The sequence below is a fragment of the Kaistia algarum genome (assembly GCF_026343945.1).
Classification (GTDB): domain Bacteria; phylum Pseudomonadota; class Alphaproteobacteria; order Rhizobiales; family Kaistiaceae; genus Kaistia; species Kaistia algarum.
In genome coordinates, this window is record NZ_JAPKNJ010000004.1 from 138,097 (window position 1) to 152,112 (window position 14,016).

The 14,016-nt window shown below is 63.6% G+C and carries 12 protein-coding genes; 8 read left to right on the top strand and 4 right to left on the bottom strand.

Annotation, left to right across the window (positions count from 1 at the left end):
* Window positions 1–98: 98 nt before the first annotated feature.
* Both OSH05_RS22985 and ykgO read right to left on the bottom strand, forming a co-directional pair.
* Entirely contained in the window at window positions 99–719 is a 621-nt protein-coding gene (locus tag OSH05_RS22985) for a tetratricopeptide repeat protein (RefSeq protein WP_104220051.1), read from the bottom strand.
* A 58-nt stretch (window positions 720–777) separates the two neighbouring features.
* A complete protein-coding gene (gene ykgO, locus OSH05_RS22990) occupies window positions 778–903 on the bottom strand; it encodes a type B 50S ribosomal protein L36 (RefSeq protein WP_104220050.1) in 126 nt (41 codons plus the stop codon).
* 219 nt (window positions 904–1,122) lie between these two features.
* On the opposite strand from ykgO, the gene OSH05_RS22995 reads away from it, so the two are divergent.
* From OSH05_RS22995 to OSH05_RS23015, 5 genes are all read left to right on the top strand, one after another.
* Complete coding sequence (locus OSH05_RS22995) at window positions 1,123–1,326, top strand: stress-induced protein (RefSeq protein WP_104220049.1); 204 nt, start codon at window positions 1,123–1,125, stop codon at window positions 1,324–1,326.
* Window positions 1,327–1,857: 531 nt separating this feature from the next.
* On the top strand, window positions 1,858–3,396 hold the full coding sequence (locus OSH05_RS23000; RefSeq protein WP_104220048.1) for a sugar ABC transporter ATP-binding protein: 1,539 nt from the start codon (window positions 1,858–1,860) through the stop codon (window positions 3,394–3,396).
* Window positions 3,393–4,379: an ABC transporter permease gene (locus tag OSH05_RS23005; protein WP_104220047.1), complete on the top strand. Its 987-nt coding sequence runs from the start codon at window positions 3,393–3,395 to the stop codon at window positions 4,377–4,379. Before OSH05_RS23000 ends, OSH05_RS23005 begins: the two co-directional genes overlap by 4 nt.
* Complete coding sequence (locus OSH05_RS23010; RefSeq protein ID WP_104220046.1) at window positions 4,376–5,380, top strand: ABC transporter permease; 1,005 nt, start codon at window positions 4,376–4,378, stop codon at window positions 5,378–5,380. The genes OSH05_RS23005 and OSH05_RS23010 overlap by 4 nt, the downstream gene beginning before the upstream one ends.
* A 34-nt stretch (window positions 5,381–5,414) precedes the next feature.
* Window positions 5,415–6,416, top strand: a complete 1,002-nt coding sequence (locus tag OSH05_RS23015; RefSeq protein WP_165801637.1) for a substrate-binding domain-containing protein — start codon at window positions 5,415–5,417, stop codon at window positions 6,414–6,416.
* 75 nt (window positions 6,417–6,491) lie between these two features.
* On the opposite strand, the gene OSH05_RS23020 is transcribed toward OSH05_RS23015, so the two are convergent.
* Entirely contained in the window at window positions 6,492–7,517 is a 1,026-nt protein-coding gene (locus tag OSH05_RS23020; protein WP_165801636.1) for an aldo/keto reductase, read from the bottom strand.
* A gap of 268 nt (window positions 7,518–7,785) precedes the next feature.
* Between OSH05_RS23020 and OSH05_RS23025 the strand changes: the two genes are divergently transcribed.
* Window positions 7,786–8,826, top strand: a complete 1,041-nt coding sequence (locus OSH05_RS23025) for a LacI family DNA-binding transcriptional regulator (RefSeq protein WP_104220043.1) — start codon at window positions 7,786–7,788, stop codon at window positions 8,824–8,826.
* A gap of 610 nt (window positions 8,827–9,436) precedes the next feature.
* Here OSH05_RS23025 and OSH05_RS23030 read toward each other — a convergent pair.
* Complete coding sequence (locus OSH05_RS23030; protein WP_104220041.1) at window positions 9,437–10,729, bottom strand: alpha/beta hydrolase; 1,293 nt, start codon at window positions 10,727–10,729, stop codon at window positions 9,437–9,439.
* 457 nt (window positions 10,730–11,186) lie between these two features.
* Between OSH05_RS23030 and OSH05_RS23035 the strand changes: the two genes are divergently transcribed.
* A complete protein-coding gene (locus tag OSH05_RS23035; RefSeq protein ID WP_104220040.1) occupies window positions 11,187–12,836 on the top strand; it encodes an arylsulfatase in 1,650 nt (549 codons plus the stop codon).
* A 168-nt stretch (window positions 12,837–13,004) separates the two neighbouring features.
* Window positions 13,005–14,012: an HAD family hydrolase gene (locus OSH05_RS23040; protein ID WP_104220039.1), complete on the top strand. Its 1,008-nt coding sequence runs from the start codon at window positions 13,005–13,007 to the stop codon at window positions 14,010–14,012.
* Window positions 14,013–14,016: the final 4 nt, after the last annotated feature.

Below are 14,016 nucleotides of genomic sequence, written 5' to 3' on the forward strand. Positions count from 1 at the left end.
GATCAAACAAGGAAATAGAGCCTTTCAGCGCTTCAACGAAGCGCTGAAAGGCTCTAGCGACGGTTTGAAGGACGTCGCGCCGGCTTCCGGCGCGACGCTCAGATCTCCTGTCCCTCGACCTTCGGCTTGAGCTCGTCGATCGTGTCCTTCACGTCGGGATCGATATAGGGATCGATCGCCAGCGCCTTCTCCAGAACGGCAAGCGCCTCCGCCTTGCGGTCGATATCGCGCAGGATCAGGCCAAGCCCCGCCAGAGCGCCGAAATGGCGCGGTTGCAGCGCCAGCACCTTTTCGAGGTCGGCGATTGCCTTGCCGTAATCATCCTGCAGATAAAAGATCGTCGCGCGGCGGTTCCAGCCTTCAGCATAGTCGGGCTTCAACACCGTCACGGCATCCAGAAAATCGAGCGCGCCGCCAAAATCCTTGGCAGCGAGTGATTCCGCCGACCATTGCATGAGGAGATCGACGGTATCGCTGCCCGATTCCAGCCAGCGGCGCTGGATCTCGGCTTCGGCGGCCTGGCCGGCCGCCTCGTCGCCGCGATCGGCAAGCGTCACAAAAAGCTGGTCCAGCGACTTCCCGGCAAGCGGCGAGGGCGAATCGGACCGGCTCTTTCCGGACCCGGCCAGCGGCGACGGCATGTCCTCGCCGGCGGAAAGCGCCGCAGACGGCGGCAAAAGGATCGATGCAGCGAAGAGGATAACGACAAAAACCCGCATGAAGACAGGCTAAGCCCTCATGCAGGTTGCGTCAAAGCCAAACGAAAGACCGACGAACTCAGCCCTGGCGGGCTTTGTACCGCGGGTTCGTCTTGTTGATGATATAGACACGGCCCTTGCGACGCACGAGCCGGTTGGCACGATGGCGGCCGAGCAGGGACTTCAGCGAGTTCTTGATCTTCATGGCGCGTTTGCTCGCGTGAAACTGTTCCGGGAACGAAACGAGCGCCCAAGGCGCCCGTTCGAAAATTCGGCCGGACCATAGGCAGCGCCTCCGCCGATGTCAACCGGATGACGAGTTTCGCATGTTCGCGCGGTGGATATCCATCTGAGACCGATTCCGGAACCATAGCGACGGCGAAGGATTGAATGCGTGCTGGGAGGAAACAGAGGAGCCAATATCATGGCCAATCAGAACGAGCAGCGCGGCGGATCGGGCAATGCGACGAACGATCCCAAGCGTCCTTCGGATATGGGCAAGAAGAGCGGCGATCATTCCGGCGGCCGCCAGCAAGAGCAACATGCGGGCGACGACAAGCGCCAGCAGGGCTCGCATGCCAAGGACTCGCACACCAAGGATACGGGATCGAAGACCGGCCAGCGCTGAGTCTCAGATCGCATCGAAGACGGGTCCGCTCCCATTGGGGGCGGGCCCTTTTTATTTGGTGCTTTCAGAATGTGGCGACCTGCGCTGGATTGTATCATCGCGGACGAACGTTTTCATAAATCCGCTATGGTCCGGCATTGATTACCGCCGACCTACCAATACCGTGCCACCTAACGACATTTCTCGATTTATACGCGTTTATAACGGCTTGAACGCTGCCTGAAGGACGCCGCGAACGCCCGCAACGGCCTACGCCGCGCATTGGCCCCTTGACCTCACGAACGAGCCGTGTTGACGTTTACACGGGATCAGTGCCGTCCGGGAGCAACCGGAAGAGGAAGGCGCTGACGGGAGGAATGACGTGAGGACGTCCGATCGATCCGTTTCGGCGGCGGGGGCTGCGTAAACCATGCCCGCCGTGCCGATGACCGACGCTGACCTGCATTTGGGGGGCCCGGCCGGGCTGGGCTGGTTCGATGACGATGCCGTGCTCAACCGGTCCTATGGCCTTGACCGACCGGGACGCCCCGCATGAGCAGTGCTGAAGCGACAGCTCTCCTTCTTTCTGCCCGTGACATCTCGAAGTCCTTCGCGGGCGTCGAGGTCCTGCGCCATGTCGATCTCGACCTCGGCGTCGGGGAGGTGCACGCGCTGCTCGGCGAGAATGGCGCCGGCAAATCGACCTTCGCCAAGATCCTGGCCGGTGTGCACCGCCCGAGCCGCGGCACGATCAACCTCGGCGGCGCGCCGGTCGAGATCAGCAGCCCGATCGACGCGCAGCGCCTCGGCATCACGCTCATCCATCAGGAGCCGATCTCCTTCCCGGATCTCTCGGTCGCCGAGAATCTGGTGATCGGCCAGGCCGGCGGCTCGCCGTTGAAGCGCGTGCGCTGGTCCGAGCTTGCCGAGAACGGCCGCCGGCTGATGGCGCTTCTCGGTGTCTCGATCGATGTCACACTACCGATGCGTGGCCTCTCCATCGCCGACCAGCAGATGGTCGAGATCGCGCGCGCGCTTGCCTCGGACAGCCGCCTCATCATCATGGATGAGCCGACGGCGGCGCTCACGCCGAAGGAGGTTGATACGCTGTTCAAGATCGTCGACCGCCTGCGCAAGGAAGGTCGGACGATCATCTTCATCTCGCACCGGCTCGAGGAGGTGCGCGCGATCTGCGACCGCGTCACCATCTTCCGCGACGGCGAGAAGATCGAGACGGCGCCGACGGCGAGCCTCACCGACGCCGACATCATCCGCCGCATGATCGGCCGGCCGCTGGGCGAATTCCTGCATCGCGGCACCAGCCATGTCGGCGAGGTGGCGCTTTCCGTTCGCAACTTGACCCTGGCCGGCCGCTTCCAGGACATCTCGTTCGATGTGCGCAAGGGCGAGATCGTTGGGCTCGGCGGGCTCGTCGGCGCCGGCCGCACCGATGTCGCCCGCGCCATATTCGGCGTCGCGCCGGCAACTTCGGGTACGATCTCCGTCGATGGACGTCTCGCTGAAATCCGCGAGCCGACCAACGCCATCGGCCACCGCATCGCCTTCGTGCCGGAAGACCGCGCCGTCGCCGGCATCTTCCGCTCACTCTCGGTCGAATCGAACATCACCGCCGCCGTGCCGACCAAGATCGCGCCGCATGGACTGATCCGCCCCGAGACCGAAAAGCGCATCGGCCGCGAGCAGGTCGCGAAACTGCGCATTCGTCTCGCCTCGCTGCGTCAGCCGATCGGTGAGCTCTCCGGCGGCAACCAGCAAAAGGCGATCCTCGCGCGCTGGCTGCTCGCCGATCCCGAAATCCTCATTCTCGACGAGCCGACGCGCGGCATCGACATCGGCGTCAAGGCGGAGTTCTACGACATGATCGGCGATCTCGCCGCCGACGGCCGTGCCATCCTGCTCATCTCGTCCGAGTTGCCTGAACTGTTGGCGCTCTCGGACCGCATCCTCGTCATGTGCGAGGGACGGCTCACCGCCGAGATCCCGCGGAGCCAGGCGACCCAGGAGGCGATCATGCAGGCGGCCGTGCCGCGTTCCGGCCGCCATGGCCAAGCAGGCGGAGTCGCGGCATGAGCGTCGTCGCTCGCCTCTTCCGCGCCCGCGAGGCCGGCATCCTCGTGATGCTGGTGCTGTTCGTGACGGTTGTCGGCCTGATCCAGCCGCGCTTTCTTACCATGGACACGGTTCGCATCGTCCTCCTCGCCGTACCGCTGATCATGGTCGCCGCCATGGGCCAGATGATGGTGCTGGTGGCGCGCCACGTCGACCTGTCGATCGGCTCGATCCTCGGCTTCTCGGCGATCGCAGCGGGCATGGTCTTCCGCGACCGGCCGGACCTGCCGCTCTTCATCGGCTTTGCCGTGGCGATCCTCTGCGGCGCCGGCCTCGGCTTCGTCAACGGCCTCGTGGTGACGCTCTTCCGCTTACCCTCGATCATCGTGACACTCGGGACGCTCAGCCTCTATCGCGGCCTGCTCTTCATCCTCTCCGGGTCGAAGCAGATCGACCCGAACGACATTCCCGAGCCGATCATCCGCATGGCACAGACGTCGCCAATCGGGATGCCGTGGATCGTGATCATCGCCTTCGGCGTCGCATTGGCGACATGGCTGTTCCTGACTTTCACGCAGCTCGGCCGGCAGATCTACGCCATCGGCTCCAACCCGGTTGCGGCGCCCTTGCGCGGCATTCGCGTCATGCCGGTGACGATCCTTGTCTTCACTCTCTCCGGCGCGCTGGCGGGACTTGCCGGCATCATCTATGCGGCGCGCTTCGGCTATGTGAATCCGGGCATTACCGGTGTCGGATTCGAATTCACGGTGATCGCGGCCGTTGTCATCGGCGGCGTCTCGATCAATGGCGGTGTCGGGTCGGTGGCCGGCACCGTGCTGGGCGTTCTTTTCCTCGGCGCGGTGCAGGTGGCCCTGCCGATCCTCGGCGTCTCCGGCTTCTGGCAGAACGCCATCTATGGCGGCATCATCCTGATCGCCCTCGTCATCGACCGCACCGTAAGGCAGGGCGGCCTGCGCGGACTTCTGGCGCGGGGAGCGGCATGAGCACGACCGAGAAGACCGTTCCCAATGAGGCTGGACGCGAAGCAGCCATCGCGAAGCCGCGCTGGAAGATATGGCTGATCCGGCCGGAAACGGTGACCTTCCTGCTCCTGATCGTTTCGGCGATCGTCGCCTCGCATCTCTCGCCTTTCTTCGCCGATGCCGGCTTCATTCTCGAAAGCTCGACCTACTATGTCGAGTTCGCCATCGTCGCCTTGGTACTGACGCTCGTCATCATTTCCGGCGAGATCGACCTGTCGCCGGCTGCCATGATGGCCCTCACCGCCTGCCTGTTCGGCACCGCCTACAAGGCGGGAGCGCCGGTACCGGTCGCCATGGCCGTCAGCCTTCTATCGGGCCTGGCGCTCGGCGCCTTCAACGGCTTCTTCGTTACCGTGCTGCGCCTACCCTCGATCATCGTCACGATCGGCACGCTGATCCTCTATCGCGGCCTTGCCCAAGTGCTCGCAGGCGACAAGTCGATCGGCTCGTTTCCGGCCTGGTTCGTCGGCATCGACTACCGGATGGTGGGCATCTTCCCGGTGCCGGTACTCATCTTCATCGCCGTCTCGATCCTTCTCGGCCTCTTCCTCAGCATCACGATCTATGGCCGGCAGATCTATCAGATCGGCACCAGCGAGACGGCCGCGATCCATGCCGGCATCCGCGTTCGCCGCATCAAGATGGGCCTCTTCCTCGCCTCCGGCCTTACGAGTTCCATTGCCGGCCTGATGACGACATCGCGGCTCGGATCGGTCCGCTACGACCTCGCCACCGGCGGCGAACTGACCATGGTGCTCATTGTCATGCTCGGCGGCACCTATATCTTCGGCGGCCGCGGCTCGATCCTGGGCACGTTCCTCGCCGCCTGGCTGCTCGTCATCATCGCCACCGGCATGACCGTCGCCAACATCGCCATCAATGCGCAGCTCACGGTCATGGGCCTGCTGCTCATCGTCTCGATCATCGCCACCAACTGGATCTATGCCCGCAGCCAGCGCTAGCGGGGCCTATCGTCAGCAAAGGGAGGAAACCAATATGCTGAAGAACAAGTGGATGCTCGTCGCCGCACTCGGCGCGAGCCTCTTTACCGGACCGGCCTTCGCCGCCGACCCGGTCTCGATCGTCTACATCCCGAAGAATACGGGAAATCCGTATTTCGACTCGATCATCAAGGGCTTCGAGGACGGCTGCAAGACGCTCGGCTGCGAGTTCACGACCGTAGCGCCAGCGACTGCCGAGGCAACCTCGCAGATTCCGTTCCTGACGGCCCAGCTGCAACGCGGCGTCAATGTCGTCGCGATCTCGCCGAACAGCCCCGACGCGCTCAACCAGGTCTTCGACCGTGCCCGCTCCAAGGGCACGATCATCCTTTCGGTCAATTCCGACATGCCCGGCAGCGAGGACCATCGCGACGCGGCGATCCTGCCGGTCGACTTCACGAAGACCGGCCCCTCCCAGGTAGAGCTGCTCGGCTCGCAGATCGGCTATGAGGGCGACATCGCCATTCTTTCGGCCACGACCGACGCGCCCGACCAGAATGTCTGGATCGCGGCGATGAAGGACACGCTCGAGAAGGATCCGAAATACGCCAAGATGAAGCTGGTCACCATCGCCTATGGCGACGACGATCCGCAGAAATCGACCACCGAGGCCGAGGCTCTTCTGGCGAACTACCCGAACCTGAAGGGCATCATCTCGCCGACCACCGTCGGCGTTGCCGCCGCCGCCCAGGTCGTCGAGACGGCGAAGAGGGCCGATACGGTCAAGGTCGTCGGCCTCGGCACGCCGAACCAGATGCGCCGCTTCATCGAGAACGGCACGGTCCAGGCGTTCCAGCTCTGGAGCCCCTACAATGAGGGCCTCCTCGCCGCTCATTTCGCGGTCGGCGTCAAGAACGGCACGATCAAGAACGAGCCCGGCACGGTCTTCGAGGTTCCCGGCCTCGGCAAGGTCACGGTCGGCGAGAAGAGCGTGATCAAGACGCAGGCGGATCTCACCACCTTCGACAAGAAGAATATCGGCGACTTCAACTTCTAAACGCCGAACCTCTCCTGAATGCAGAAAATTCGGAGGCGCCAGCGTATCGGCGCCTCCTTTTTCTTTCGCGGCGGTCTATGGCGTCGGTGCGTCGGAGCGGATGAGCTTTTCGTGTTTCAGCTCAGCCCAGAGATCGTTCGGGATCTCGGTGCGAACGTAGTCCAGATTGGTCGTGACCTGTTCCGGACGGATCGCGCCGGGAATGACCGACGTGACGGCCGGATGATACAGCGGAAACTGGATTGCCGCGGCCGCAAGCGGAACACCGTGACGTTCGCAGACGGTCTGGATTTTACCAGCCTTCTCAAGTACTTCCGGCGACGGATCGAAATAATTGTACTTCGCCCCCGGCACGGGCCCCGTCGCATAGAGCCCCGAGGAATAGACGCCGCCGATGACGATGCCCACGCCCTTCTTCTCGCAGAGCGGCAGCTCCGTCTCCAGTGTGTCCTGCTCGCCCAGAGTATAACGCAGCGCCAGAAGAAAGTAGTCGAGGTCGAACATTTCAAGGAAACGCGGGATCAGGCCGAGCTCGTTGATGCCGGCTCCGATCGCCCCGATCCGGCCCGAAGCGCGCAGATCCGAAAGCGCCCGGAAGCCGCCATTGGCGAGTTGGGTGAAACCGGCCTGCACCATCGGCTCGGAGAAGCGGTGCCACCAGTCGAGATCATGGATGACCAGCATGTCGACCCGGTTCATGCCGAGCCGCTGCAGGCTGTCCTCGAAGGAGCGCATCACACCATCATAGCTGTAGTCGAAATAATGGTCGAAATGCAGGCCGCCGGCCCAGAAGCCTGTGTCGAAGCCGTCGGGATTCGAAACCGGAGAGCGCAGGATGCGGCCGATTTTGGTCGAGAGGATCACCTCGCCGCGCGGCTGGCGATAGAGGAAGCGCCCAACCCGATGTTCGCTCTGGCCGCGGCCATACCAGGGCGCGGTATCGTAAAAGCGCACGCCTTGATCCCAGGCGGAAGTCAGCACGCTCTCCGCCTCGGCGTCGCTGACCTTGGCGAAGAGTTCGCCGAGCGGCGCCGTGCCGAGGCCGATCTGCGGCAGCGCGATTCTGGAGCGCCCGAGCTGGCGCTTCTTGAACGGGTCCATAGTTTCCTCCCTCCATGCGGATTTCCGCGGAACGATCGGAAGCACGGATAGGCGCGACGATCCATTCCCCGGACGCATCAAATTCCATCGATATGTAAACGTCAACACGATCGCCGCGAGGCGATCCAAGTTGAAGCGACCTCACGTCATATCCAATCATCCTTGATTTTCCGTACACGCGCTGGCAATTTCAGCCTAGCTGAAAACTGAGAATTCACGATCTCCAACGGCAGGTTCGCCGGATGCGGGCTGACGGAATGTAAACGTTATGGCAGGACGAGCGCTTACGGGACGTCAGCGTCCGCCGACCATCCATGAAGTGGCGGCGAGCGCAGGCGTTTCGATCGGCACGGTCTCGCGCGTCGCCAGCGAAAGCCCGCGCGTCGCGCCAGAGACACGGGCCCGCGTGCTGGCGGCGATGGCCGAGCTCGGCTACCAGCCCAATGCCGCCGCGCGCGCCATGCGCACCAACCAGACCAAGACGATCGGCTTCCTGATCCCCGATATGACCAATCAGGTCTTCGCCCGCGTCGCCCAGGGGGCGGAGACGGTGCTGGCGCCGGAGGGCTACATGCTCTTCGCCTTCTCCTCCAACCGCTCGCCGGAGCGCGAGGTCGAGTTCCTGCAGGCTGCCCGCCAGCGCCGCATGGACGGGCTGATCGTCACCTTGTCCGACGAGACGGCCACGGCCACCATTCGCGAGATCGGCCGCATGGGCGTGCCGATCGTCGTGCTCGACCGCGACATCCCGGTCGAGGCCGATATCGTCTATAGCGAGCATATCCATTCGATCGAAACGATCATCGGCCAGTTGGCGGCGCTCGGCCACCGGCGGATCGGATTGGTGGCGGCGTCACGGAAGATCCGGCCGGGGCGCGACCGGGTCACCGGCTATCGGCGGGGCCTTGCCAAGGCGGGGATCGATGCCGACGAGTGGCTGATCCGAGCCGGCATGCAGAGCGCCGAATATGGCGCCGCCGAAACCTATGATCTTCTCTCCGGCCCGAACCCTCCGACCGCAATCCTCGCCGCCGGCTCTGACATATTCCCCGGCGCGCTGCGGGCGGTGCGCATGATGGGCCTCTCCATTCCGGACGAGCTCTCCTTCGTCGGCGCCGATGACGCGCTGCTCGGCGAACTCGTCTATCCGCCGATCACCGTGATCGACCGCGACATGGCCGAGGTCGGGCGCCAGGCCGCGGGCCTGCTGATCGAGCGGCTCAGGGGCCTCGAAGGCCCGCCGCGCCGCATCATGCTGCCCTCTTCCATCGTGCTGCGCGCCTCGCTGGCCGCGCCGCATCGCCGCTGATCCCTCCCCTGCTCCATCCAAGGACCCTGCCTTGACGGCGCCGCGTCACCTTCTCACGCCCGAAGCCCAATATGCCGACGACGGCGAAATCGAACGGGCGACCACGGGCGCGGATGTCCACTGGACCACTCTCCGAGAACGCGAGGCGAGCCGCCTGCCCGACGCGGCACTCGGAAATCGTCAAGAATCGTGTAAGCGGCTCGGCCATTGAGAGCCCATGCGCCCAAGGCTTTGATCAACGTTCCAATTGGACGAACCCGCAGGGCTTGGGACTGGCCCACGCGCCACGCTTGCCTAACCCAGATCCTATTCCCCGCTCTCCAACTCTCGCACGAGGGGTTTCGGCTTACTGCTTCATCGGCTTCGGAACGGGCGCTGTCGTCCCCTCTCCGGCCGGCGCGAGAGAGTTAGGTGAGGGCTCCTCTGGGTCCTGTCGGCCGTTGCGCGGAACGTCGAGAGCAAGGCCCTCGCCCCGGCCCTCTCCCGCGATGCAGGCGAGGGAGAGGGAAGGGCCGACGTGGCTTTTCGACCTGCGCACCGGCGCCGGTACCCCCTCCTCGGCCCGGCCCACAAGGGGGAAGAGGCAGAGAGGTGCCTCACCCGCCCGCCTCTAGCCTTTCGGCCCGTTCACCACCCGCCAGAACGGCCGCCTGATTTCGATGACAGGGCGACCGGGGTCGCCGGTCTTCAGATCATCGCGGATCAGCGCCACCAGATCGGCGTTCACCGCCGGGTCGGTCAGGAAATAGCTGTGGCCGATCCAGCCGGCATTGCCGTCATATTCGATGAAGTCGATCAGGCTCGCGAGTTGGGTATCGTTCAGTTGCTCAAACGGCTTATTGGCGCTGAGCTTCGGCAGGCTGAGCTGGCCGAGGCGCGTCTGGCTGCCGAAGATGCGGCCCGAAATGCCGAGCGCGCGATCCTTGGTCGAGGAATAGACGGTCAGATGGTAGTTGCCTTGCCGCATGACGACGGAGGGGTTGGACCGGGCGCCCATCGGCAGGTCCGGATCGGAGCCGAGGCCGAACAGCTTCGACTTGGCGACGTCGAGATCGATATCGGCGGCGAACAGCACGACGTTCTGGATCTTGTACTTTTCCGACAGGGACGATCCGCCGACATAGGCCTCGATGCCGAGTTGCTGCAGCGCCGAGGCGATCACATCGGTGCCGCGGCTATGCGCGATGACATGCACCTTCTCGACGCCGGGCGTGGTGGCGATGATGCGGATCGCCTTCTTCATGTCGGCGACGGCGAATTCGCCAGATTCACGGTCGATATTGTAGCCCATGAAGGCGCCGCCGGAGCCGCCGGCTGGCCAAGTCAACGCCACGCAGACGAATTCCTCATGCAGCGAGCGGCAGAGATTGCCGGTGGTCTCGGCCGCGTCGTCGAAGCCGTTGGCATAGCCATGGATGAAGAAGACGATTTCCTTGCGCTTTGACTTCGTCAGACTGCGCGCGACCTCGGCCTGCAGCGCCCGCGCCGCCGCAACATGCTCGGCGACGACGGCTGGCTCGCGCCGGATGCCGCCCTTCGCGGCCTCCATCTGATAGGGTGTCGGCGGGAACTGCCCGGCCTGAGCGACGCGCTCGACCGTGAGTTCCCCCCTCCCGAGCGCCCCAGATTTGCCGTCCTCGGCAAGCGTCACGGAGCCGAAGCTCATCACCTTGGAGCGCTTGGAACTATAGGTGATCGAGCCATCCGGCGCCGTCACCTCTGCACGGTCCGTGACATAGAGGACGTCGACCAGGCCGGCAGATACCGGCGCCGCGCTGGCGACCGAAGCCGCACCCGGTTCCGGGTAGGAAGCGATATTGGTCGTACAGGCGGAAAGGCCCAGCAAAACAAGAAGGCCGGCAACAGACCAGGCCGGTGCCAGGCATCGAAATCTACCCGTCATCAGGGAGTCCCCCACCGGGTTCGTACCGGTCCAGGACCGGGCGGCACTTCCGGCTTCCCGGCGCTAGAATGCACGATAAGGAAGCCGAGACAATAGCCGCGAAAGCCGGAAGGTTTATGCTTTCCGGCCGACAGCATCGAAGCCGTGCCAGCGGATAGCCCGGCATGCCGGGCGGCCTGTTGCTGCGCCTATGCTTCCCCGGCGGCAACGAAGAACGCCGGCCCCTCTGGCGACCGGGCGTTACCGTAGCACCGGCGTCCAAGCTTTCACGACGTTCGATCGGGCTTCCGAAGGCGGATCAAAACCGACCGGCTGGGCAGGCCTTGGCAAATCATGTTATCGTTCTCATTAGTCATCGTGAAATCCTGCGCAGATGGCCGGAAGCGGCGGCACGAAGACGACAACTATTCTATTGATGAGGGAAATTTAGAACGGCCGCATATCTGGGAGAACAGAGATGAAATCACTGCTGCTCACAGCGGCGTTGGCGTCGGTTGCGGCGTTGCTGGCAACCCTCGCGAATGCCCAGTCGTCGAAACCAAACATCCTTCTTATAGTTTCGGACGATACCGGCTACGGGGATCTCGGTCCCTATGGCGGCGGGCCCGGCCGCGGGATGCCGACGCCCAATATCGACAAGATGGCGGCCGACGGCATGACGTTCTTCTCGTTCTATGCGCAGCCAAGTTGCACGCCCGGCCGCGCCGCGATCCAGACCGGCCGCATACCCAATCGCAGCGGCATGACGACCGTTGCCTTCCAGGGGCAAGGCGGCGGCCTGCCGCATGCGGAATGGACGCTGGCTTCGGTGCTGAAGCTCGGCGGCTACAAGACCTACTTCACCGGCAAATGGCATCTCGGCGAAGCGGACTATGCGCTGCCGAATGCGCAGGGCTATGACGAGATGCGCTATGCCGGGCTCTACCATCTCAATGCCTATACCTACGCCGATCCGACGTGGTTCCCGGACATGGACCCGGCATTGCGCGAGATGTTCGCCAAGGTCACCAAGGGCGCGCTGTCGGGCAATGCCGGCGGTCCGGTGACCGAGGACTTCAAGATCAACGGCCAATACGTCGATACCCCGACGATCGATGGCAAGGAAGGCGTGGTCGGCATCCCGTTCTTCGATTCCTACGTCGAAAAGGCGGCGCTCGGTTTCCTTGATGAAGCGGCAAAAACACCGGAAACGCCGTTCTTCATCAACGTGAACTTCATGAAGGTTCACCAGCCGAACATGCCCGCTCCTGAGTTTCAGTTGAAGTCGCCGGCCAAAACGAAGTATGCCGACTCGGTCGTTGAACTGGATGCTCGCATCGGCGCGATCATGGACAAGCTCCACGAGACCGGGCTCGACCAGAACACGCTGGTTTTCTACACGACGGACAACGGCGCCTGGCAGGACGTCTATCCCGACGCAGGGTACACGCCGTTCCGCGGCACCAAGGGCACGGTCCGCGAAGGCGGCAACCGCGTGCCGGCGATCGCAGTCTGGCCGGGCAAGATCAAGCCCGACACCAAGAATCACGAAATCATCGGCGGCCTCGACCTGATGGCGACCTTCGCCTCCGCCGCTGGCGTGCCCCTACCGACCAAGGATCGCGAGGATCAGCCGATCATCTTCGACAGCTACGACATGACGCCGGTTCTGGAAGCCACCGGCCCGTCGCCGCGCAATGAGTGGTTCTACTTCACCGAGGACGAGCTCTCCCCCGGCGCTGCTCGCGTCGGACACTTGAAGGCGCTCTTCAACCTGCGCGGCGACAACGGCCAGCAAACCGGCGGTCTCGCTGTCGATTCGAACCTCGGCTGGAAAGGTCCCGAAAAATACGTGGCCACCGTCCCGCAGATCTTCGATCTCTGGGCCGACCCGCAGGAGCGCTACGACATCTTCATGAACAACTATACGGAGCACACCTGGGCGATGGTCTCAATCGGCGACGCCATCAACAAGCTGATGAAGACCTATGTCCAGTATCCGCCGCGCAAGGCGCAAAGCCTGACCTACACTGGACCGATCACCCTCTCCAACTACCAGAAGTTCCAGTGGGTCCGCGACGAACTGGCCAAGGAAGGCTTCGATATGCCGATGCCAACCGGCAATTAATCTGAGCTACGCGTGCAATCAACCTGACATGCTAGACGAACAGTGCCGCCGGCCCAGCCGGCGGCACTGACCATCTCGGACGGCCCAGCCCGGCACGGTTGCAAGCAAGTCGAGATGGAAGACGTTCTGACCAGATCCTGGTCTTCATTGTCCTTCAGGAGAGACGCCATGCTCCAAGCCATCTTGTCGCCCACGCGAAGGCTCGTACTCGCGGGCCTGATTGCGCTGTTCGCAATCCCGGCCCTCGGCGCCGAAGACCCCCTGCCCTCCTGGAACGAGGGCACGACCAAGGCGGCGATCGTCGATTTCGTCGCCCGCGTCACTAAGGAAGGCGGGCCGGATTATGTCGCACCTGCCGAACGGATCGCGACTTTCGACAATGACGGCACGCTATGGGCCGAGCAGCCCGTCTATTTCCAGGTCATTTTCGCCATGGACCGCGTCAAGGCGATGGCGGGCGATCATCCGGAATGGAAGGACCAGCAGCCCTTCAAGGCCGTGCTGGAGGACGACCGCGCGACGCTCGCCGCTCTGGGCGAGCACGGCCTCCTGGAGATCATTGCCGCGACGCATTCCGGTGTGACGACGACGGAGTTCAACAAGACGGTCGCGCAATGGTTCGCGACCGCCCGCGAGAAGCGCTTCAATCGGCCCTACAACGAGATGATCTACCAGCCAATGGTGGAACTGCTCGCTTACCTGCGCGCCAACGGCTTCTCGACCTTCATCGTCTCGGGCGGGGGGATCGAGTTCATGCGCGTCTTCACCGAGAAGGCCTATGGCATCCCGCCTCAGCAGGTCGTCGGCTCGTCAGGCGTCGTCAAGTTCGAGCTGGACGCCAGCGGCAAGCCGGTCCTGATCAAGGAGCCAAAAGTCGAGTTCGTCGATGACGGCCCCGGAAAGCCGGTCGGCATCAACCGCTTCATCGGCCGCCAGCCGATCTTCGCCTTCGGCAATTCCGATGGCGATCTGCAGATGCTGCAATATACGGCGGGACGCGACGGCGCGAGCTTCATGGGCCTTGTCCATCACACCGATGCGGAGCGGGAGTGGGCCTATGACCGCAAATCGCCCGTCGGCAAGCTCGATAAGGCCCTTGACGAAGCCGAAAAGCGCGGCTGGACGGTCATGGACATGAAGCGCGACTGGAAGGTGATCTTCCCGCCCTGGCCCTAAGCGG

Coding starts and splice junctions, on each gene's coding strand:
- OSH05_RS22985 (WP_104220051.1), bottom strand. CDS start 719: ATGCGGGTTTTTGTCGTTATCCTCTTCGCTGCATCGATCCTTTTGCCG.
- ykgO (WP_104220050.1), bottom strand. CDS start 903: ATGAAGATCAAGAACTCGCTGAAGTCCCTGCTCGGCCGCCATCGTGCC.
- OSH05_RS22995 (WP_104220049.1), top strand. CDS start 1,123: ATGGCCAATCAGAACGAGCAGCGCGGCGGATCGGGCAATGCGACGAAC.
- OSH05_RS23000 (WP_104220048.1), top strand. CDS start 1,858: ATGAGCAGTGCTGAAGCGACAGCTCTCCTTCTTTCTGCCCGTGACATC.
- OSH05_RS23005 (WP_104220047.1), top strand. CDS start 3,393: ATGAGCGTCGTCGCTCGCCTCTTCCGCGCCCGCGAGGCCGGCATCCTC.
- OSH05_RS23010 (WP_104220046.1), top strand. CDS start 4,376: ATGAGCACGACCGAGAAGACCGTTCCCAATGAGGCTGGACGCGAAGCA.
- OSH05_RS23015 (WP_165801637.1), top strand. CDS start 5,415: ATGCTGAAGAACAAGTGGATGCTCGTCGCCGCACTCGGCGCGAGCCTC.
- OSH05_RS23020 (WP_165801636.1), bottom strand. CDS start 7,517: ATGGACCCGTTCAAGAAGCGCCAGCTCGGGCGCTCCAGAATCGCGCTG.
- OSH05_RS23025 (WP_104220043.1), top strand. CDS start 7,786: ATGGCAGGACGAGCGCTTACGGGACGTCAGCGTCCGCCGACCATCCAT.
- OSH05_RS23030 (WP_104220041.1), bottom strand. CDS start 10,729: ATGACGGGTAGATTTCGATGCCTGGCACCGGCCTGGTCTGTTGCCGGC.
- OSH05_RS23035 (WP_104220040.1), top strand. CDS start 11,187: ATGAAATCACTGCTGCTCACAGCGGCGTTGGCGTCGGTTGCGGCGTTG.
- OSH05_RS23040 (WP_104220039.1), top strand. CDS start 13,005: ATGCTCCAAGCCATCTTGTCGCCCACGCGAAGGCTCGTACTCGCGGGC.